16 protein-coding genes and 3 tRNA genes are annotated in these 19172 nt (G+C 57.7%); 13 read left to right on the top strand and 6 right to left on the bottom strand.

Translation table 11 applies throughout. From position 1 onward, the window contains the following. Window positions 1-43 precede the first annotated feature (43 nt). Complete coding sequence (locus AACY31_RS24665) at window positions 44-721, top strand: peptidase C39 family protein (protein ID WP_339479979.1); 678 nt, start codon at window positions 44-46, stop codon at window positions 719-721. Window positions 722-821: 100 nt separating this feature from the next. Continuing rightward, window positions 822-1016: a DUF6021 family protein gene (locus AACY31_RS24670; RefSeq protein ID WP_339479981.1), complete on the top strand. Its 195-nt coding sequence runs from the start codon at window positions 822-824 to the stop codon at window positions 1014-1016. 168 nt (window positions 1017-1184) lie between these two features. On the opposite strand, the gene pbpG is transcribed toward AACY31_RS24670, so the two are convergent. Together pbpG and folD are read right to left on the bottom strand one after the other, a co-directional pair. Continuing rightward, window positions 1185-2123, bottom strand: coding sequence for a D-alanyl-D-alanine endopeptidase (gene pbpG / locus AACY31_RS24675; RefSeq protein ID WP_339479983.1), 939 nt, complete (start codon window positions 2121-2123; stop codon window positions 1185-1187). Between the two features lie 315 nt (window positions 2124-2438). Continuing rightward, window positions 2439-3293 (bottom strand): bifunctional methylenetetrahydrofolate dehydrogenase/methenyltetrahydrofolate cyclohydrolase FolD, encoded by an 855-nt coding sequence (folD, locus tag AACY31_RS24680; protein ID WP_092326854.1) that lies wholly within the window; start codon window positions 3291-3293, stop codon window positions 2439-2441. Between the two features lie 281 nt (window positions 3294-3574). Between folD and AACY31_RS24685 the strand changes: the two genes are divergently transcribed. From AACY31_RS24685 to AACY31_RS24695, 3 genes are all read left to right on the top strand, one after another. Then, window positions 3575-3651: transfer RNA gene (locus tag AACY31_RS24685), tRNA-Arg, on the top strand. A 41-nt stretch (window positions 3652-3692) separates the two neighbouring features. Beyond that, window positions 3693-3768 (top strand) — tRNA-His (locus AACY31_RS24690). Between the two features lie 58 nt (window positions 3769-3826). After that, window positions 3827-3911 (top strand) — tRNA-Leu (locus AACY31_RS24695). Between the two features lie 13 nt (window positions 3912-3924). Here the strand turns inward: AACY31_RS24695 and AACY31_RS24700 are convergent. Beyond that, the gene (locus AACY31_RS24700; RefSeq protein ID WP_339479986.1) at window positions 3925-4068 is read right to left on the bottom strand and encodes a hypothetical protein; all 144 of its coding nucleotides are present in this window, start codon (window positions 4066-4068) and stop codon (window positions 3925-3927) included. A gap of 263 nt (window positions 4069-4331) precedes the next feature. On the opposite strand from AACY31_RS24700, the gene tig reads away from it, so the two are divergent. The 7 genes from tig (at window position 4332) to AACY31_RS24735 (ending at window position 14612) form a co-directional block, all read left to right on the top strand. Next, complete coding sequence (gene tig / locus AACY31_RS24705) at window positions 4332-5642, top strand: trigger factor (RefSeq protein WP_339479988.1); 1311 nt, start codon at window positions 4332-4334, stop codon at window positions 5640-5642. A 93-nt stretch (window positions 5643-5735) separates the two neighbouring features. Further along, entirely contained in the window at window positions 5736-6377 is a 642-nt protein-coding gene (gene clpP, locus AACY31_RS24710) for an ATP-dependent Clp endopeptidase proteolytic subunit ClpP (protein WP_003183177.1), read from the top strand. A gap of 107 nt (window positions 6378-6484) precedes the next feature. Next, window positions 6485-7768, top strand: a complete 1284-nt coding sequence (gene clpX / locus AACY31_RS24715; RefSeq protein WP_024778305.1) for an ATP-dependent Clp protease ATP-binding subunit ClpX — start codon at window positions 6485-6487, stop codon at window positions 7766-7768. Between the two features lie 161 nt (window positions 7769-7929). Then, the gene (gene lon, locus AACY31_RS24720) at window positions 7930-10326 is read left to right on the top strand and encodes an endopeptidase La (RefSeq protein ID WP_339479990.1); all 2397 of its coding nucleotides are present in this window, start codon (window positions 7930-7932) and stop codon (window positions 10324-10326) included. Between the two features lie 147 nt (window positions 10327-10473). Then, complete coding sequence (locus AACY31_RS24725; protein ID WP_002552737.1) at window positions 10474-10746, top strand: HU family DNA-binding protein; 273 nt, start codon at window positions 10474-10476, stop codon at window positions 10744-10746. A gap of 224 nt (window positions 10747-10970) precedes the next feature. After that, on the top strand, window positions 10971-12842 hold the full coding sequence (locus tag AACY31_RS24730) for a SurA N-terminal domain-containing protein (RefSeq protein ID WP_339505211.1): 1872 nt from the start codon (window positions 10971-10973) through the stop codon (window positions 12840-12842). Between the two features lie 876 nt (window positions 12843-13718). Continuing rightward, window positions 13719-14612 (top strand): DUF2242 domain-containing protein, encoded by an 894-nt coding sequence (locus tag AACY31_RS24735; protein WP_339505213.1) that lies wholly within the window; start codon window positions 13719-13721, stop codon window positions 14610-14612. A 304-nt stretch (window positions 14613-14916) separates the two neighbouring features. Here the strand turns inward: AACY31_RS24735 and AACY31_RS24740 are convergent, their stop codons facing one another. The 3 genes from AACY31_RS24740 to AACY31_RS24750 form a co-directional block, all read right to left on the bottom strand. After that, the gene (locus AACY31_RS24740) at window positions 14917-15954 is read right to left on the bottom strand and encodes an AraC family transcriptional regulator (RefSeq protein WP_339479993.1); all 1038 of its coding nucleotides are present in this window, start codon (window positions 15952-15954) and stop codon (window positions 14917-14919) included. Between the two features lie 2 nt (window positions 15955-15956). Then, window positions 15957-17087, bottom strand: coding sequence for a carbon-nitrogen hydrolase family protein (locus tag AACY31_RS24745; RefSeq protein ID WP_339480182.1), 1131 nt, complete (start codon window positions 17085-17087; stop codon window positions 15957-15959). Between the two features lie 172 nt (window positions 17088-17259). Beyond that, on the bottom strand, window positions 17260-18477 hold the full coding sequence (locus tag AACY31_RS24750) for a DUF3422 domain-containing protein (RefSeq protein ID WP_339479994.1): 1218 nt from the start codon (window positions 18475-18477) through the stop codon (window positions 17260-17262). Between the two features lie 418 nt (window positions 18478-18895). Between AACY31_RS24750 and AACY31_RS24755 the strand changes: the two genes are divergently transcribed. Next, on the top strand, window positions 18896-19172 hold a 277-nt coding region (locus AACY31_RS24755), incomplete at its 3' end, for a transposase (protein ID WP_339505216.1).

Raw genomic sequence — 19172 nt, forward strand, 5'->3', positions numbered from 1 at the left:
CAAGCCTGGCCCGGATGTCGGGTGCCTGAACAGGAGAGTCATCATGTCGCCGGTCATTTCATCTTTTCGATCACTGGTCCTGACGGTCTCCTGCCTCGTTGCCGTGGTGGGGTGTGCGGGCATTGTTTCGCCACAGATCCAGCGCCTGCCCGAACGGGTGGGGCTCAACAGCGTGCCGTTCTTTCGCGGCGAAACGTACCAGGGCGCCCCACAGTCTCTAGCGGCCCTGCTGACGTTGCAAGGCACGGTGATCACGCCGGGGCTGCTGGAGAAACCGTTGCACCTGCCGGGTGGCGAAGCCGGTTTGCAGCAGAATATGCAAACCCTGGCGCGCGAATACGGGTTGCTGGTGTATCCGCTCGACGCCAAGCTGCCCGCGTTGTTGGAGCAGGTCGCGGCAGGCTACCCGGTGCTGGTGCGCTATATCGACGGTTCGGCGTTCTGGGCCGAGCCTCGGTATGGGATTCTCGCCGGCTACAATCGTCAGAAGCAGACGGTATTGCTGCGCTCAGGCATGAGTCGGCGGCAGTTGATGAGCTTCAGTGCCTTCGAATCGGCCTTCAAGAGCGCGGGCGGCTGGGCTGTGCTGCTCCAGCGACCCACGCAGCTTCCGGCCAATGTCGACTCGCCGCGGTGGCTCAAAGCAGCGGACGAATTGGCCGGGGCAGGGCAGGAACGAGCTGCGGCACGGGCCACCAAGACCTTGGAAGCGGCGCATTGATCGTTCACCCCGTTCGTCACTTGCCGGGCACAATCTGGCAGGCCTGAGGCTCTTATCATCAGGGTTGGGCATTTCTGACCGTGATTGGAGGAGGGCAGGCATGGCACAGTCGAAAACACCTACGGGGCCACATTCGTCAGAGCATTCCAGTGGTGATGACCTGGGGTTTGATCCGGATTCGCCGGACCTTGAGGATCCTCAGGTTGATCCGATAGGGCCGGCCAAGGCGCCTCTGGACAAGAAGGATGAGCGCAAGCCCAAGCCTTATGATCCGCTGGGTGACCTGAAGGTCTAGAGATTACCGTGGGTTGGTGTGTATATCCGTTTCTGCGGTAACGGATATACACACCAAAACAAGTACCGCAAAAAAGCCAAAAAAACGGCGCTTCCCATTTCTGAAAGAAACGCCGCTTTTTCTAAGTGAACAGCATTTCGACGAGTCAGGGCTTTTAGGGTTCGCGGATTACTTGGAAGCTTCCACCACACCACTCTGGCGGCTCTTGAGATTCTTGGCAGCCTTGTATTGCAGGGCCGCCGCCGGCACTGCGGCGCTTTTTCCGGTTTCCACCCAGCTACGAATCCGGCTGGCATCGGCGAAGTGTGTGTACTTGCCGAATGCATCGAGGATCACCAGTGCCATCGGGCGATTGCCCATCTTCGTCACCAGCACCAGGCAGTGGCCGGCCTCGTTGGTGAAACCGGTCTTGGTCAGCTGGATATCCCAGTTGGCCTTGTGGACCAAGTGGTCAGTGTTGCGAAAACCCAGGCTATACGCAGGCTTGCGGAAGGTAACGGTCTTTTCCTTGGTGGTGCTCAGTTCGCTCAGCAGTGGATACTTGCGAGCGGCGATCAGTAGCTTGGTCAGGTCCCTGGCGGTCGAGACGTTGTGGATCGACAGGCCCGTCGGTTCGACGTAATGCGTGCTGGTCATGCCCAGCGCCTTCGCCTTGGCGTTCATGGCGGCAATGAACGCCGCATAGCCTCCTGGATAGTGGTGGGCGAGGCTGGCGGCGGCGCGGTTTTCCGAAGACATCAGGGCGATCAGCAGCACGTCCCGGCGCGACAGCTCGCTGTTGAGCTTGACCCGGGAAAACACGCCCTTCATCTCTGGGGTGTTGGCGATGGTGATGGTGATGTACTCATCCAGGTTCTGTTTGGCATCCAGCACGATCAGCCCGGTCATCATTTTGGTCACCGATGCGATGGGGACCACCACATCCGGGTTGCTTGAATAGACGACTTTATCCGTCTGCAGGTCCAGCAACATCGCGCTACCCGACGCGACTTGCAGCTTGGCCGTATCCCGTGGGGGCGCGATGGTTTCCTGTGCAGCGACATTTTGCGTGATAAAGCTGCCTGTGAAAGCGATGAACAGGCTGATGATCGAAAGACGGATTTTCACGCGAGTAGGCTCGATAGAGTTGAAGGTGTCGTTGAGCAACGACTTTCAAAAAAAACGTCGCATTTTAGGAGTATGGGCGACAGCAGCGCTATACGCCTGTACCGCTGGGGCTTGTGAATAAATAAAGTTTCATAGAGGGGGATTTTGGCGATACGAATCTGAAAAAATCGTAATTTGACGGCTAAAGTCCGGTCGCCAGAAACGCCTGTGGGAGCGCGCTTGCTCGCGATGGCAGTGTGTCAGTCAACTTGGAGGTTGACCGGTTCACAGCGATCGCGAGCAAGCGCGCTCCCACAGGGTTTTGATTGATGCGTATCAGCTGTGCAGCGTTTCGGCCGCATACAACGTGTTTTCCAGTAGGCAGGCGCGGGTCATCGGGCCTACGCCGCCAGGTACCGGCGTGATCCAGCCAGCGCGGGGCAGGGCGGTCTCGTAGACCACATCGCCCACCAGCTTGCCATCTTCCTGGCGATTGATGCCCACGTCGATGACGATGGCACCTTCCTTGATCCACTCACCCCGTACCAGGCCGGGTTTGCCGGCGGCCACCACCACCAGGTCGGCACGGCCAACATGGCCGGCCAGGTCCTTGGTGAAGCGATGGGTCACGGTCACGGTGCAGCCGGCCAGTAGCAGTTCCATGGCCATCGGCCGGCCAACGATGTTGGACGCACCCACCACTACGGCGTCGAGGCCATAGAGATCCACGCCAGTGCTTTCCAGTAGCGTCATGATGCCTTTCGGGGTGCAGGGACGAAGCAACGGGATACGCTGGGCCAGGCGACCGACGTTATAAGGATGGAAGCCATCGACGTCTTTGTCCGGGCGGATGCGCTCCAACAGTTTGGAGGCGTCGAGGTGCTCAGGCAGTGGCAGTTGGAGCAGAACGCCGTCGATGTTCGGGTCGTCGTTCAGGCGATCGATCAGATCGGCCAACGCTTGCTGGGTGGTTTCGGAAGGCAGGTCGTAGGCCTGGGAAAGGAAGCCGACCTCTTCACAGTCTTTACGCTTGTGCGAGACATAAACCTGAGAGGCGGGATCGCTGCCGACCAGGATCACCGCAAGGCCGGGCGTGCGCAGGCCTTGCTGGCGGCGCTCGGTGACTCGTTGGGCGATCTGCTGGCGCAGGCTGGCGGCGATCGATTTGCCGTCGATAAGTTGTGCAGTCATTGCGCGTGGTTAACCATCGAGAGGGGAAAAAAAGAGAGCGCATTCTCGCATGCCGGGGCGTGAGGGCAAAGGCGCTTGGTCTGCAAATTCCCCTAACCCCTTTAATTAAATGAATTTTTTTTAAAAAAGAGTTGACGACCTATCAAGCCGTCTATAACATTCGTCGCACTTGTCGGGCACAGCCTAGCACTGGTTAAGAAGGTGGAGCAGAGTTGGTTGTTTCAATTCGGCAAAACTGAAAGCACTTAGTTTGTAATCGTCCAAGAATACAGATTAAAAAGGCGCCCGTAGCTCAGCTGGATAGAGCATCCGCCTTCTAAGCGGATGGTCGCAGGTTCGAGTCCTGCCGGGTGCGCCAATTAGGCAGCTTTGGCACAAGTAAGGCAACAAGGCAATATGGTGGGCGTAGCTCAGTTGGTAGAGCACGGGATTGTGACTCCCGTTGTCGTGGGTTCGATCCCCATCGTCCACCCCATATTCTAGAAAGGCGCCAGATCTAACAATCTGGCGCCTTTGCTTTAAAAGCTTGATACGCGGATGTGGTGGAATTGGTAGACACACTGGATTTAGGTTCCAGCGCCGCAAGGTGTGAGAGTTCGAGTCTCTCCGTCCGCACCATACAAGTCGCTATTTAAATAGCAGAAAACGGCGCAGTACCTGAAAGGGGCTGCGCCGTTTTTGTTTTCGGTGGTTCTGTGTTTGGCGTCGGTACGGTTTTGGCGCTGCGCGCGGCGGTCGGTTCGTTGCGAATATGTTTCGTGATGATGCGCGACATGTCCGTCGGTCTCCTTTTGGGGTGGGCATCGCGCGATCGGACATGACGCTTCTATATATAGAGGCGTTGGCGCAGAGCCCTGGGCTGAATCGACTGTATTTGCAATCCGGGTGGGGCATGACCGTTTGTCCCGTCCTAAATCCGGCGCCTGTTTCCAGCGCGTTTTCAGTAGGGTGACTTCTTGAGTTTGACCTACTAGAATGCATGCCCTTGATTCTGGGGTCGGAAACGCCCGGCCAACGTCTGTGCAACGAGGAATATCCATGCAAGTTTCTGTTGAAAATACTTCTGTTCTTGAGCGCCGCATGAGCATCACGGTGCCGGCTGAGCGCATCGAGACTCAGGTCAACAAGCGTCTGCAGCAGACTGCCCAAAAGGCCAAAATCCCAGGTTTCCGCCCAGGCAAAGTGCCAATGAGCGTGATCCGTCAGCGTTACGAGGCTGATGCGCGTCAGGAAGCCGTGGGCGACGTGATCCAGTCTTCGTTCTACGAAGCGGTCGTCGAGCAGAAGCTAAACCCGGCCGGCGCTCCGTCTGTCGAGCCTAAAGTGCTGGAAAAAGGCAAGGATCTGGAGTTCGTCGCCACGTTCGAAGTGTTCCCTGAGTTCACGGTTGCCGGTTTCGAATCCATCGCTGTCGAGCGCCTGAGCGCTGACGTGTCGGATGCCGACCTGGACAAGATGCTGGACATCCTGCGCAAGCAGAACACCCGTTTCGAAGTGACTGAGCGTGCTGCACAGAACGAAGACCAACTGAACATCGATTTCGTCGGCAAGGTCGACGGTGAAGTGTTCGCGGGCGGTTCCGCCAAGGCCTCCCAGTTGGTACTGGGTTCCGGTCGCATGATTCCTGGCTTCGAAGATGGCCTGGTTGGCGCCAAGGCTGGTGAAGAGCGCGTTCTGAACGTGACCTTCCCTGAGGACTATCAGAACCTGGACCTGGCTGGCAAAGCCGCCGAGTTCACCGTGACCGTCAACACTGTTTCCGAGCCAAAGCTGCCTGAGCTGAACGAAGAGTTCTTCACCCAGTTCGGCATCAAGGAAACCGGTCTGGAAGGTTTCCGCACCGAAGTTCGCAAGAACATGGAGCGTGAGCTGCGCCAGGCCATCAAGTCGAAGGTCAAGAACCAGGTCATGGATGGTCTGCTGGCCTCCAACCCGATCGAAGTGCCAAAGGCTCTGCTGGACAACGAAGTGAACCGTCTGCGCGTGCAGGCTGTTCAGCAGTTCGGCGGCAACATCAAGCCGGACCAGCTGCCTGCCGAACTGTTCGAAGAGCAAGCCAAGCGCCGCGTCGTGCTGGGCCTGATCGTTGCCGAAGTGGTTAAGCAGTTTGAGCTCAAGCCTGACGAAGCCCGTGTTCGCGAGCTGATCCAGGAAATGGCCTCGGCCTACCAAGAGCCTGAGCAAGTTGTGTCCTGGTACTACAAGAACGACCAGCAACTGAACGAAGTCCGTTCGGTTGTGCTGGAAGAACAAGTTGTGGATACTGTTCTGCAGAAAGCTAGCGTGACCGATAAAGCGGTCTCTTACGAAGAAGCGGTCAAGCCGGTGGAAGCTCCACAAGCCGATTGATGGTTCTGCGGTAAGAAATAAACACCCATAAGCCAGCCTTCGCGCTGGCTTATGCGTATTCAAGACATAACTATTTGGGAGTGACTGCGAGACATGTCCCGCAATTCTTTTTATCAGCAGAGCTCTGACATCCAGGCCGCAGGCGGCCTGGTCCCGATGGTTATCGAGCAGTCCGCCCGCGGCGAACGTGCCTATGACATCTACTCGCGTCTGCTCAAGGAACGCGTCATCTTCCTGATCGGCCCCGTTGAAGACTACATGGCCAACCTGGTCGCGGCGCAGCTGTTGTTCCTGGAAGCGGAAAACCCGGACAAGGATATCCATCTGTACATCAACTCACCTGGTGGTTCGGTGACTGCGGGCATGTCGATCTACGACACCATGCAGTTCATCAAGCCCGACGTTTCCACCATCTGCATCGGCCAGGCCTGCAGCATGGGCGCTTTCCTGCTCGCCGGCGGCGCAGCGGGCAAGCGTCACTGCCTGCCTAACTCTCGGATGATGATTCACCAGCCATTGGGCGGCTTCCAGGGCCAGGCGTCGGATATCGACATCCATGCCAAGGAAATCCTCCACATTCGTTCGCGCCTGAACTCGTTGCTGGCCCATCATACCGGCCAAAGCCTCGAAACCATTGAGCGTGACACCGAGCGTGACAACTTCATGAGCGCCGAGCGTGCAGCCGAATACGGCTTGATCGACTCCGTGATCAACAAGCGTCAAATGCCTGCTTAAGCCGCTCAAAATGCAGGTGGTTGGGATGACCGGCCGCCTGCGGGCTTGAAAAAGCCCGCAATTGCCTTCATCTTGTGTTGCAAGCCTATCGGATTTGGATCGATCGAATGACTGACACCCGCAACGGCGAGGACAACGGCAAACTGCTTTATTGCTCCTTCTGTGGCAAAAGCCAGCATGAAGTGCGCAAATTGATTGCCGGCCCCTCGGTCTTCATTTGCGACGAGTGCGTCGACCTGTGCAATGACATCATCCGCGAGGAGGTGCAGGAAGCCCAGGCCGAGAGCAGCGCGCATAAATTGCCTTCGCCTAAAGAAATCAGCGGCATCCTTGATCAGTATGTGATTGGTCAGGAACGTGCGAAAAAGGTACTGGCCGTAGCGGTGTACAACCACTACAAGCGCCTGAACCAACGTGACAAGAAGAATGACGAAGTCGAACTCGGCAAGAGCAACATCTTGCTGATCGGCCCGACAGGCTCGGGTAAGACCCTGCTTGCCGAGACGCTGGCCCGCTTGCTGAACGTTCCGTTCACCATCGCCGACGCAACCACCCTCACTGAGGCTGGTTATGTAGGTGAAGACGTCGAGAACATCATTCAGAAGTTGTTGCAGAAGTGCGACTACGATGTGGAAAAGGCCCAGATGGGCATTGTCTACATCGACGAAATCGACAAGATTTCCCGCAAGTCCGACAACCCATCCATCACTCGGGATGTTTCCGGTGAGGGTGTGCAACAGGCCTTGCTCAAGTTGATTGAAGGTACGGTCGCTTCCGTTCCACCTCAAGGTGGTCGCAAGCATCCGCAGCAGGAATTCCTGCAAGTCGATACCCGTAACATTCTGTTCATCTGCGGTGGTGCGTTCTCCGGCCTGGAAAAGGTTATTCAAAACCGTTCCACCCGTGGTGGCATTGGTTTCAACGCCGAAGTGCGCAGCAAGGAAGAAGGCAAGAAAGTCGGTGAATCCCTGCGTGAAGTCGAGCCTGACGATTTGGTCAAGTTCGGTCTGATCCCGGAATTTGTCGGTCGTCTGCCGGTCCTGGCGACGCTGGACGAGTTGGATGAAGCGGCGTTGATGCAGATCCTGACCGAGCCGAAAAACGCCCTGACCAAGCAGTATGCCAAGCTGTTCGAAATGGAAGGTGTAGACCTGGAGTTCCGTTCCGATGCGCTGAAATCGGTTGCAAAACGTGCCCTGGAGCGTAAGACCGGTGCCCGTGGACTGCGTTCGATTCTCGAAGGTGTATTGCTCGACACGATGTATGAGATCCCCTCGCAGTCCGAGGTGAGTAAAGTCGTGATCGATGAAAGCGTTATAGAAGGCAAGTCCAAGCCACTGTATATCTATGAAAACAGTGAGCCGGCTGCCAAGGCCGCACCGGACGCTTAAGCGTCCCGCTGCCGGAATAAAGAAGGGGCCTTCGGGCCCCTTTGCTTTTAGCGCATTTTAGACGTGCCTTAGCGCTTGTTTTTTTTCAAGGCTGCCCCCATCTTGGTTTCAAGCTTACTTCCATCTGTTTCCGGCCCTAGGGCCGCCGTAGAGGCGAAATCATGAAGACAACCATCGAATTGCCTCTCCTGCCATTGCGCGATGTCGTGGTGTATCCGCACATGGTTATCCCGCTGTTCGTGGGGCGCGAGAAGTCCATCGAAGCCCTTGAGGCTGCGATGACGGGTGACAAGCAGATTCTTCTGCTGGCTCAGAGAAACCCGGCCGACGATGATCCCGGCGAAGACGCACTGTATCGCGTAGGTACGATTGCAACGGTTCTGCAATTGCTCAAACTGCCCGACGGCACCGTCAAGGTTCTGGTCGAAGGCGAGCAGCGCGGTGCTATCGAGCGTTTCAGCGAAGTGGACGGCCATTGCCGGGCCGAGGTGTCGCTGATCGAAGAGGTCGATGCGCCCGAGCGTGAGTCAGAGGTGTTTGTCCGCAGTCTGCTGTCGCAGTTCGAACAATACGTGCAACTGGGCAAGAAGGTGCCTGCGGAGGTCCTGTCGTCGCTTAACAGCATCGATGAACCTGGGCGGCTGGTCGATACGATGGCGGCCCACATGGCCCTCAAGATCGAGCAGAAGCAGGAAATTCTCGAAATCATTGATTTGTCGGCCCGTGTCGAGCACGTACTGGCATTGCTCGACGGCGAAATCGATCTGCTGCAGGTCGAGAAACGCATTCGCGGTCGCGTCAAGAAGCAGATGGAGCGCAGCCAGCGCGAGTACTACCTGAATGAGCAGATGAAGGCCATTCAGAAAGAGCTGGGCGATGGTGACGAAGGTCACAACGAAATCGAAGAGCTGAAAAAGCGCATCGATGCCGCCGGCTTGCCTAAGGATGCACTGGTCAAGGCCCAGGCCGAGCTGAACAAGCTTAAGCAAATGTCACCGATGTCTGCTGAGGCCACCGTGGTGCGCACCTACATCGACTGGCTGGTCCAGGTGCCGTGGAAAGCCCAGAGCAAGGTGCGTCTGGACTTGGCGCGTGCCGAAGACATCCTCGACGCCGACCACTACGGCCTGGAAGAGGTCAAGGAACGCATCCTTGAATACCTCGCCGTGCAGAAGCGCGTGAAGAAGATTCGTGGCCCGGTCCTGTGCCTGGTCGGTCCTCCTGGGGTCGGTAAAACCTCCCTTGCGGAGTCGATTGCCCACGCCACCAACCGAAAATTCGTACGCATGGCCCTTGGCGGTGTGCGCGACGAGGCGGAAATTCGGGGCCATCGCCGGACCTACATTGGTTCGATGCCAGGAAGATTGATTCAAAAGATGACAAAGGTCGGCGTGCGTAATCCGCTGTTCCTTTTGGACGAAATAGACAAGATGGGTAGCGACATGCGCGGGGATCCCGCCTCTGCGTTGCTCGAAGTCCTTGATCCTGAGCAGAATCATAATTTCAACGATCACTACCTGGAGGTCGATTACGACCTGTCGGACGTGATGTTCCTCTGCACCTCCAACTCCATGAATATTCCGCCAGCGTTGCTGGACCGGATGGAGGTGATTCGTCTGCCGGGCTATACCGAGGACGAGAAGATCAACATCGCGGTGAAATACCTTTCGTCTAAGCAGATCCAGGCCAACGGCCTGAAAAAAGGCGAGCTGGAATTCGACGAGGAAGCGATTCGCGACATCATCCGCTACTACACCCGCGAAGCCGGTGTACGTGGCCTGGAACGGCAGATTGCCAAGGTCTGCCGCAAGGCGGTCAAGGAACATGCGCTGGAGAAGCGCTTCGCGGTCAAGGTCACTTCGGACCTGCTGGAGCACTTCCTGGGCGTGCGCAAGTTCCGCTACGGTCTCGCCGAGCAACAGGACCAGATCGGCCAGGTGACTGGCCTGGCCTGGACCCAGGTCGGTGGTGAGTTGCTGACCATCGAAGCGGCCGTGGTGCCGGGCAAGGGTCAACTGATCAAGACCGGTTCCCTGGGCGACGTAATGGTCGAATCGATCACCGCTGCGCTGACGGTGGTTCGCAGCCGCGCCCGGAGCCTGGGCATACCCCTGGACTTCCATGAGAAGCGCGACACGCATATCCACATGCCTGAAGGGGCTACGCCCAAGGACGGCCCAAGCGCTGGTGTAGGCATGTGCACGGCCCTGGTTTCGGCATTGACCGGTATTCCTGTGCGCGCCGACGTTGCCATGACGGGTGAAATCACGCTGCGCGGCCAGGTCCTGGCGATTGGCGGTCTGAAGGAAAAACTGCTGGCGGCACACCGTGGCGGGATCAAGATCGTGATCATTCCCGAAGAGAATGTCCGCGACCTGAAGGAAATTCCTGACAACATTAAGCAAGATCTTCAGATCAAACCCGTTAAATGGATTGACGAGGTCCTGCAAATTGCGCTGCAATACGCGCCGGAGCCCTTGCCGGATGTGGCTCCGGAGATTGTCGCGAAGGAAGAAAAGCGAGAGTCTGACTCTAAGGAAAGAATTAGCACGCATTAATACGCATTTGGCTGGGGGGCTTTCTTGACAGTTTTTTAGAGCCCTTGTTATAAAGCGGCTCTTAAGTGTCTGCAGGCCATTCAGCACTCGTTTTTGCTTTCACCAAAAAACTTAGAATCATCTCAAATAGATATAAGGGGACTTAGAGTGAACAAGTCGGAACTGATTGATGCTATCGCTGCATCCGCTGATATCCCGAAAGCTGCTGCTGGCCGTGCGCTGGACGCTGTAATCGAATCCGTCACTGGCGCTCTGAAGGCTGGCGACTCCGTTGTTCTGGTGGGTTTCGGCACCTTCTCCGTGACCGATCGCCCTGCTCGTATCGGTCGCAACCCGCAGACCGGTAAGACGCTGGAAATCGCTGCTGCCAAAAAGCCAGGCTTCAAAGCTGGTAAAGCACTGAAAGAAGCCGTTAACTAAGGTTTCGTTGAGTTTATCCGGGTCGGGGTCATGCCTGGCTTGGCAGCGGAGCGATAATACGGCCGGTTGCAACCGGTCTGGTACACCAGGGCTTGCAGGTTAGAGCCCGGTCCGCTCCGCCAGTTACGAGAAGGCGCATCCTCGGATGCGCCTTTCTTCTATCCGGATTCTACCCACGCTCCACGGTTGCCTAAATTTGAAGTTCAACCGTTTCTGGGGGACGCATGCTGCAGAATATCAGGGACAATTCACAAGGCTGGATTGCCAAGACCATCATCGGGGTTATCGTCGCATTGATGGCGTTGACTGGTTTCGATGCCATTTTCAATGCCACTACCAACAGCAACGAAGCGGCCAAGGTCAACGGCGAGAACATCAGCCAGAACGAGCTGAGCCAGGCGGTCGACATGCAACGTCGTCAGCTCATGCAACAGTTGGGCAAGGATTTTGACGCCTCCCTGCTGGACGAAAAGATGCTGCGCGATTCGGCGCTCAAGGGCCTGATCGACCGCAAGTTGTTGCTGCAAGGCGCACACGATGCGAAATTCGCTTTTTCCGAAGCTGCGCTTGATCAAGTGATCCTGCAAACGCCTGAGTTTCAGGTCGATGGCAAATTCAGCCCTGAGCGTTTCGATCAGGTGATCCGCCAGCTGGGTTACGGCCGTATGCAGTTCCGTCAGATGCTGGCTCAGGAAATGCTCATCGGTCAGTTGCGCGCCGGTCTGGCAGGCAGTGGTTTCGTCACTGATGCCCAAGTATTGGCATTTGCACGCCTGGAAAAACAGACTCGTGATTTCTCCACCTTGAACATCAAGGCCGACCTGGCCTCCGTCAAGCTGACTGATGATGAGGTCAAGGCTTACTACGACCAACACTCCAAGGAATTTATGACGCCTGACCAGGTGGTCATCGATTACCTCGAACTCAAGAAAACCTCTTTCTTCGATCAGGTCAGCGTCAAGGACGAAGACTTGCAGGCGGCCTATCAGAAAGAAATCGCCAACCTGTCCGAACAGCGTCGGGCAGCGCACATCTTGATCGAAGTGAACGACAAGATGACCGAAGCTCAGGCCAAGGCGAAGATCGAAGAGATCCAGGCTCGCCTGGCCAAAGGCGAGTCGTTTGAAGCGTTGGCGAAGGAGTTTTCCCAGGATCCGGGTTCGGCTAGCAACGGCGGCGACCTGGGTTACGCCGGTCCTGGCGTCTACGATCCGGAATTTGAAAAGGCCTTGTACGCCTTGAACAAGGACCAGGTCTCGGCGCCGATACGCACCGATTTCGGTCTGCACCTGATCAAGCTGCTGGGTGTCGAAGCGCCTGAAGTGCCTACGTTTGCCAGTCTCAAGGACAAGCTGACCCGCGACCTGAAGACCCAGCAGGTGGAGCAGCGTTTCGTTGAGGCGACCAAGCAACTGGAGGATGACTCGTTCGAAGCGTCCGACTTGGCGCAACCGGCCCAAGACCTGAAGCTAACCGTCCACACGTCGGCCCCGTTCGGTCGTGAAGGTGGTGAAGGGATTGCGGCCAATCGTGCCGTAGTGACTGCTGCGTTCAGCCCGGAAGTGCTGGATGAGGGTGCCAACAGCACCGCCATCGAGCTGGATCCGGAAACCGTCGTGGTGCTGCGTGCCAAGGAGCACCACAAGCCTGAGCAACTGCCGCTGGAAAGCGTGGCAGGACCGATTCGTGCTCAGTTGACCAAGGAGCACGCCAGCGCGGCAGCCAAGACCCGGGCCGACGAGCTGATCGCCAGTCTGCGCGACGGCAAGGTTGCACTGGACAAGCCGGTCGACGGCCAAGGCTGGAAAGCCACCCAGGCGGCAACCCGCAACCAGGAAGGCATCGACCCGGCGGTGTTGCAAGCACTGTTCCGCATGCCCAAGCCTGAGTCCAAGGACCAGCCGACGTTCACCAGCGTGACCTTGCCTGATGGCAGCCTGATGGTCGTACGTCTGGACGGCGTGAATGAAGCGGCGGCACCGACTGACGAAGAGAAGGCGGAGTATCGCCGCTACCTAGCGTCCCGTGTTGGTCAGCAGGACTTTGCGGCGTATCGCAAGCAGTTGGAGAATCAGGCGGAAATCAAGCGTTTCTAATTGCTTGATGCTTTTTCAAACCTGGTTGTGATGCTGTTCAGTTAGAAAAAACGGCGCTTCTTTCAGAAATGGGAAGCGTCGTTTTTTTTGGCTTCTTTTTTTTGGGGGGCATATGCGTTTTTCGGTGATGGCTACTTATGGTTCCGCTCTAACAGCGGGTCACTTTCGAAAAGCCGGAATGCCGGCCCAGGCGAAAGTAACCAAAGCGCTTCTGCCCCACCACTCGGTGCCTCGTCTAGGCTCGGCATCCATGCCGGGTTGTCCTCTGCGCATACCTTCGTTCAGCCAGCGTGGTTAACGGGGCGCCGAGATCAACGTCCACCGCGAGGTGGCCTAACAGCCGGCCTGGCTCTCCCGGTCGTACACCCATTAGATCTGTGGGGGCAAAGCTTGCTCGCGAAGGCGGTGTTCCAGTCAACGATGATGTTGGCTGTGCCGACGTCATCGCGAGCAAGCTCGCCCACAGGGGGACGCGGTTCCGTCAAAATCAGGCCGGCTGTTAGGCCGCCTCGCTTTGGCTTTTGATCTGGGGCACACCGAGCCTAGGCGAGGTGCCAAGTGGTGGGGCAAAGCGCTTTTGCTTACTTTTGGCGCTCTTCCAAAAGTGAGCCGCTGTAAGCGCGGAACCGCCAGTGGCCGTTACCGCAGAAACGGATATACACACCAACCTTACGTAAAAAACTACGCCCTCGGAACGGAATATCAGAATCATGCGTGTTGCCCAGAAGCGGGTATTCGTCGATCTACCGGATTAGCGTCTTTTTCCTGCAAACAACCCCCAGTAAATTTGTAACCCCCTTGAAACAAGATTAGCCACGCTGCCAGGTCGCGTTCTGTTGCACAATACGCCCCGGACCGTTTTTCTCAGGATGTTCAATGTTCAAATCAATTCACATGCGCACCGTCGGGCTTGCATTGGTGCTGGCCGCCGCAGCCGGTTGCTCGTCGAAGAAGGCCGCCATTTACGAGCACGAGAACTTCGACGACTCCGGCACGTTCTCGCGCACTTATCCAGTGAGCGACGCGGCGACCTGCGAGGCCGGGCGCCGGGCATTGCTCAGCCAGGGCTACATCATCACCAGCAGCGATCCGAAGCTGGTCAGCGGTCATAAGAGCTTCCAGCAAACCGGCGACACCCACATGGAGATCAGTTTCAACCTGGTCTGTGCTGAAGATGGTGGGATGGGGCACCGTGCGACCATGTTCGCCAACGCCCTGCAGGACCGCTATGCGCTGAAGAAAATCAACAACTCCGCCAGCCTGGGCGTGGGCGTGCTGGGTTCGGTATCGATGCCGATCGGTTCCTCGGATGATTCGATGGTCAAAGTCGCCAGCGAAACCGTGTCGGCGGCCAAGTTCTATGAGCGTTTCTTTGCGTTGGTCGAGCTGTTCCTGCCACCCGAAGCGAAGAAGGCTGCCGAGAAGGCTGAGAATACCGACAAGCCGAAAGCTGAGCTGGGTATTCCGGAAATCAAGGCTGAATCGGCTGCGCTGATGCCGGTTCCAGTTCCAGTTCCAGCGCCAGAGCCAGAGCCAGAGCCTGTTGCGCCTGCTCCCGCAGCAGCCCCACCGGTAGAGGAGGCTGCGCCGGCCCCCGTCGAAACTGCCCCCACGGTGTCGGAGCCCGTCGTGCCGCCGAGCGAGCCGACGCCAATTGCGCCCGAGTCGTTCGAGTCGGAGTCTGCACCGACGACGGAAACCGTTACACCACCACCGCCCAGCTCGTTGCCGGCCCCGACCGAGCCTATTCAGCCGCTGCCGGCATCCTGAGGTCCAGTGGCAGGGAGTTACGCCCTGTCACACTTCACACGGTAATTTCCCGACCCTGTGCTACGTTTAATTCATGAAGCCTTTGCTTCATGTTTTGTTCATAAAGCAGCTTTATGCTGAAGTCAGCGCCATCAGGCATTGGTTTCAATGACAGGGGAAGGACACGTAATGGATGATTATCAGGAAGAGCTGCTGGAATACCAGGCGTACGAACTGGACCCGTTGGAACCCGCCGAAGATGCGACGGAGTTGTGAGGATCGCGACACGCTACAAGTGGTAAGCGCCAAGCTTGGCGCTTGAAGCTTAAACCCCTCGGTGACTACGACGAAACTCTCCGGGCGTCTGGTTGTTCCAGCGCTTGAAGGCTCGTTGAAATGCCTCGGCTGAGGCGAATCCCAATAGATAAGCGATTTCGCCGAACGCCAGTTCGGTATCGCGTATGTAGGTCATGGCCAGGTCGCGGCGGGTGTCGTTGAGGATGGCGCGAAACTGCGTGCCTTCCTCGGCCAACTTGCGACGCAGGGTCCAGGTCGGCAGCTTCAGGCGAGCCGCCACTTCTTCCAGGTCGGGTTCCCGGCCGCCGTTGAGCAACGGTCCCAACAGTTGGATGATGCGCTCCCGCAGGCTGCGGGTGCGGGTCAGTTGTTCCAGTTCCCGTTCACACAGCTCAAGCAGATGGTGCCAGGTGCTGGGGCAATGCTGTGGGTTGCGCTGGGCGAGGCTGTCCAGGCCCAGGCGCAGTTGATTGTGTTCGGCGCTAAATTGGATCGGGCAGTCACCGAGCGTGCGGTAGGCCTCTAGATACGTCGGCTCCTCGAATTCGATTTCGATGCGTTCGGGTCGTAGCGCGATGCCGCTGACACTGGACAGTTGCGCAAGCCAGCCGGCAATGATCGAATCCACGACGAAGCGGTTGTAGGCGTTATACGGACTGATGGAATAGAACCGTAGCCAAGCGCCTCGGGCATCTTCATGGAAACTCGATTGGCCGCGATAGTTGGAGCCATACAGCGGCTCGAAGCGGATCATGCAGCGGGCGGCCTCGCGCACGGTTGGCGCCTGGGCCGCGGTAACGCCCGCCAGCCCGGCCTGGCTCAAGCGGCCGAGCCTGCCCATGCGCAGGCCCAAGGCCGGGTCCTGGGTCTGTTGAATCGCGGCGTGGCCCAGACGCATGTAGCGTGGGATCGACAGTCGTGCCCCGGGCTCGGCCAGGCGCGCGGCATCGAGACCGTACTGCTCAAGCAAAGGTTGAGGGTCTTGCCCATGGCTGGCGACTGCGTCAGCCAGGCTATGGACGAAGCCCACAGACAGGTCGCCCAAGCGCATCGGTTGCGGTTTCATGCTCACAGCCACAGGTTCAGCAGGCGGGCGCCATGGGCCTCGCCATCGGGGAAGTGTTGGCCGTTGTGGCTGATGAAACTCTGGCCGGCGCTGCCGCTGTCCCAGAACTGGCCCCGCAGGAACACGCTGACGCCGCCCCGGGCCTGGCTGATGGGCAATTGTCCGGTCAGTGTCAGGCGATGCCAAGCTTGGCCCTCGCTTACTTCACCTGGTTTGAGGCTCACCTCGCTCGGCGTGGAAAGGCCTTTATAACCGCTCCAAGGTTTGTCCCACGTATTGCGACCGATGATGAAGGCGGGCACCGCAATCAGTTGTGCGCCCTGGTCGTTGAGTTGCCGGTAGTGGAGTGGGTACCAACTGTCGCTGCCGATCAGCACGCCCAGGCGCCCGGCGGGGGTGTCGATGACTTGCAAGGTGGTCGGTCGGTCGGCCCCAAGCACATCGCGCTGTTCAAACACCGGATGTCGTTGGCGTTGTGGCTGGCCGATTGGCCGGCCATCGCTGCCGAATACCAAGCTGCTGTTGTACAGCGCACCGCGACCGATCTTCAGTTCACCGTCGCTGACACTGGGTTCAGGCAGCACGATGGAGCCGGCCACCAAGGTGATGCCGAACTCCTTGGCCAGCCCACCGAACAGCGCTTGATAGTCACGGGCCATGCGCTTGGCTTTCATGCGCAGGTAGGCATCGTCCAGTCGGCTATCGCCTTGAGCGCTGACCAATGCCTGGATAAATGCCAGCGGATTACTGACCGCCAGCCAGTTCATGGCTTCCTTCAGGGTGGTGGCCTGGTACAACTCGTTTTTTTCGCCACCGAGCATCAACCAGGTGCCGATGTGCTCGGGCAGGACCACCACGGTCTTGGCATTGAGAAGGCCTTGGTCGCGAGCCGTCTGCAGATAGGCAGCCAGTTTGCGATGCAGGCGCTCGGGGCTCTGGTAGTCGGTGGGGAACAGTTCGGGCTGGATGCCCAGCAGGTTGCCGCGGTCGGCGGGTGTGCCCTGGTCGACCGCCAGGCTGATACGCAGGTCGGACAGGTAATGACCCACCGGACGATCCGTCGTCCACAGTGCGTAGGTGATCAGGGCGGCAATCAAGGCCAAGGAAAACATCAGGTACAGAAATTTGCGCATGGGGAAACAGTCAGCGGCCGTGTGCAGGTTCATGATTTCTCATCAAGAGCTACGAGGCAGGGTACGGTAAAACAAGGGATTAGCGAAGGGTGGGCGCTGATTTGTACTCATGGCAGGCAAGCGCAAAGGCGTCCATGGAACCCTTGGACGCCCGCTGCGTGGGCAAGGTGCACTAGTGACTTTTGGCCTTCCTGATCCGGATCAGAATCAGCAGCAGGATCAACAGCACCGGTGGCGTCATGCCTAGCAGCGCCTCGCGGGCCGAGAGGTTTGCGCCCAAGGTGTGCAGCCCGCTATAGACCAATTTGAACAGATTGATCAGGTAGTAGGTGATGGCAATGATCGACAGACCTTCCACCGCGCGTTGGATCTTTATCTGTGCATCGGCGCGCGCATTAAGGCTACGCAGAATCTCGGCATTCTGGTCCTCCATTTCGACCTGTACGCGTGCCTGCAGCAAGTCACCCAGGTTGGCGACGCTCATGGCCAGTTGTTCGAGGCGCTGTTCGGTGGCTGCGCAATAGCGCACCGTGGGTTTGAAACGCCGTTCGATGAACACGCCCAGCCGTTGGCAATCCCCCAGGTGACTTTCGCGCAATTCCCCCAGGCGTTCGAACACCAGTTGGGCGTAGGCGTGGGTGGCGCTGAAACGGTGGCGATTCCTGACCGTACTGCTGACGACCTGGCGAGACAGCAGGGCGATGTCCTCCAGCAGGGCCTTGGCATGCACGCCGCTGGCATTGGCATTACGTTCGGACAGGCTCACCAGGGTGCGATCGAATTCGTTCAACTGCGGGTCCAGTGCCTTGGCGGTATTGAGCGACAAGGACGCCATCATGCGATAAGTCTCGATTTCCAGCAGACGCCGAATCATGCGGCCCTGACGATAAGCGTTGAGCCGTCGGTTGATGAACAGCAGGCGATTGGTGCCGTCCTCGGTCAGGCGAAAATCGCTCCAGACGACCGCATCGCCACCACCCACGCAAGAGCCGCAAGGGTCCTTGAATCCGTAGCTGGTCAGGTCGAGACCGGCTTCTGCGCGCACCACCACCTGAACGGCATTGATGAGGTGCTGGGAATGACCTTCGATACCCTGAGCAAGGCATTCGGGCAGCGTTGTCCAGTGCAGTTCATGGGTGCAGGCGGGAACGACCAGGGTCAGGGTGAAGAACTCGGCGTGGCGCTCCCACTTGAGTGGATGTCCTTCAAGGCGGGTGATGCCTTGTGCGCCCTCTGCTGCGAGGGTTTCAGGGCACAGTCGTTCGAGCAGCGCGTTGCACTGGGCATTGTCGCCAAGAAACGCCAGGTGGAAGACGTGGGCCGGCTCGTCGAAATACAGCGACGGGCGGGCGTGCAACTCGTTGTGCAGCATTTTTCGTTGGGGATGCATGCAAGGGCGACCGTGTGATTAGCGTTATTGTTGGTTTGAGCACCTGGGCCAGCGTTGATAGGACTGGTCGTGGGTAATCACTCAGTCTGAAATGCTGAACACGACAATTCAATCACTTATGACGGTTCGTCCACATTAGGTGGAATTTTTTTTGCGAATGATTTGGTTTTTTGGCCCGACTTGAGCCGCACATGTGGAATTTTGCACGGGTCAATTGAATGTGTAGAAAAGAGCGGCACGCTCTTTTTCAATTGGTACCGATTGCGGATGGCGTATCGCCCGTCCCGGGGGTAGCCCTCCATGACTATTACCGTAAGGGGCCGGGGAACACACCTTCCTCGCCCTGCCAATAAGGGTGATTGTGTCCGCGTATTTTGATCTGACCCCGAAATGTTGGACATCAACATCCAGGGGTGTCATGAAAAAGTACACAGAGCAGGCGAAATTGTCGGTTGTTGAGGATTACTGTTCGGGGAGCGCAGGTCACAGAGAGGTCGCGCATCGTCACGGGGTCAATGCCTCTTCGCTTCGAAAGTGGATTGCGGCATATCAGGCGCTTGGTACCGCGGGCCTCAAAAGTAAGAGAAAGAAGAACTACAGCCCTGAGTTCAAGCTGAATGTATTGCAGCGTATGCGAGAGGAAGAGCTGTCCTATCGCCAAGTCGCTGCCCTGTTTGATATCCGGAAATCCGACA

The organism is Pseudomonas sp. RL_105y_Pfl2_101 (assembly GCF_963970585.1).
Lineage (GTDB): Bacteria > Pseudomonadota > Gammaproteobacteria > Pseudomonadales > Pseudomonadaceae > Aquipseudomonas.

Excerpts from the sequence above, each read along its gene's own strand:
- AACY31_RS24665 (WP_339479979.1), top strand. The coding sequence starts at position 44 with ATGTCGCCGGTCATTTCATCTTTTCGATCACTGGTCCTGACGGTCTCC.
- AACY31_RS24670 (WP_339479981.1), top strand. The coding sequence starts at position 822 with ATGGCACAGTCGAAAACACCTACGGGGCCACATTCGTCAGAGCATTCC.
- folD (WP_092326854.1), bottom strand. The coding sequence starts at position 3,293 with ATGACTGCACAACTTATCGACGGCAAATCGATCGCCGCCAGCCTGCGC.
- AACY31_RS24700 (WP_339479986.1), bottom strand. The coding sequence starts at position 4,068 with ATGTCGCGCATCATCACGAAACATATTCGCAACGAACCGACCGCCGCG.
- tig (WP_339479988.1), top strand. The coding sequence starts at position 4,332 with ATGCAAGTTTCTGTTGAAAATACTTCTGTTCTTGAGCGCCGCATGAGC.
- clpP (WP_003183177.1), top strand. The coding sequence starts at position 5,736 with ATGTCCCGCAATTCTTTTTATCAGCAGAGCTCTGACATCCAGGCCGCA.
- clpX (WP_024778305.1), top strand. The coding sequence starts at position 6,485 with ATGACTGACACCCGCAACGGCGAGGACAACGGCAAACTGCTTTATTGC.
- lon (WP_339479990.1), top strand. The coding sequence starts at position 7,930 with ATGAAGACAACCATCGAATTGCCTCTCCTGCCATTGCGCGATGTCGTG.
- AACY31_RS24730 (WP_339505211.1), top strand. The coding sequence starts at position 10,971 with ATGCTGCAGAATATCAGGGACAATTCACAAGGCTGGATTGCCAAGACC.
- AACY31_RS24735 (WP_339505213.1), top strand. The coding sequence starts at position 13,719 with ATGTTCAAATCAATTCACATGCGCACCGTCGGGCTTGCATTGGTGCTG.
- AACY31_RS24740 (WP_339479993.1), bottom strand. The coding sequence starts at position 15,954 with ATGAAACCGCAACCGATGCGCTTGGGCGACCTGTCTGTGGGCTTCGTC.
- AACY31_RS24745 (WP_339480182.1), bottom strand. The coding sequence starts at position 17,087 with ATGCGCAAATTTCTGTACCTGATGTTTTCCTTGGCCTTGATTGCCGCC.
- AACY31_RS24750 (WP_339479994.1), bottom strand. The coding sequence starts at position 18,477 with ATGCATCCCCAACGAAAAATGCTGCACAACGAGTTGCACGCCCGCCCG.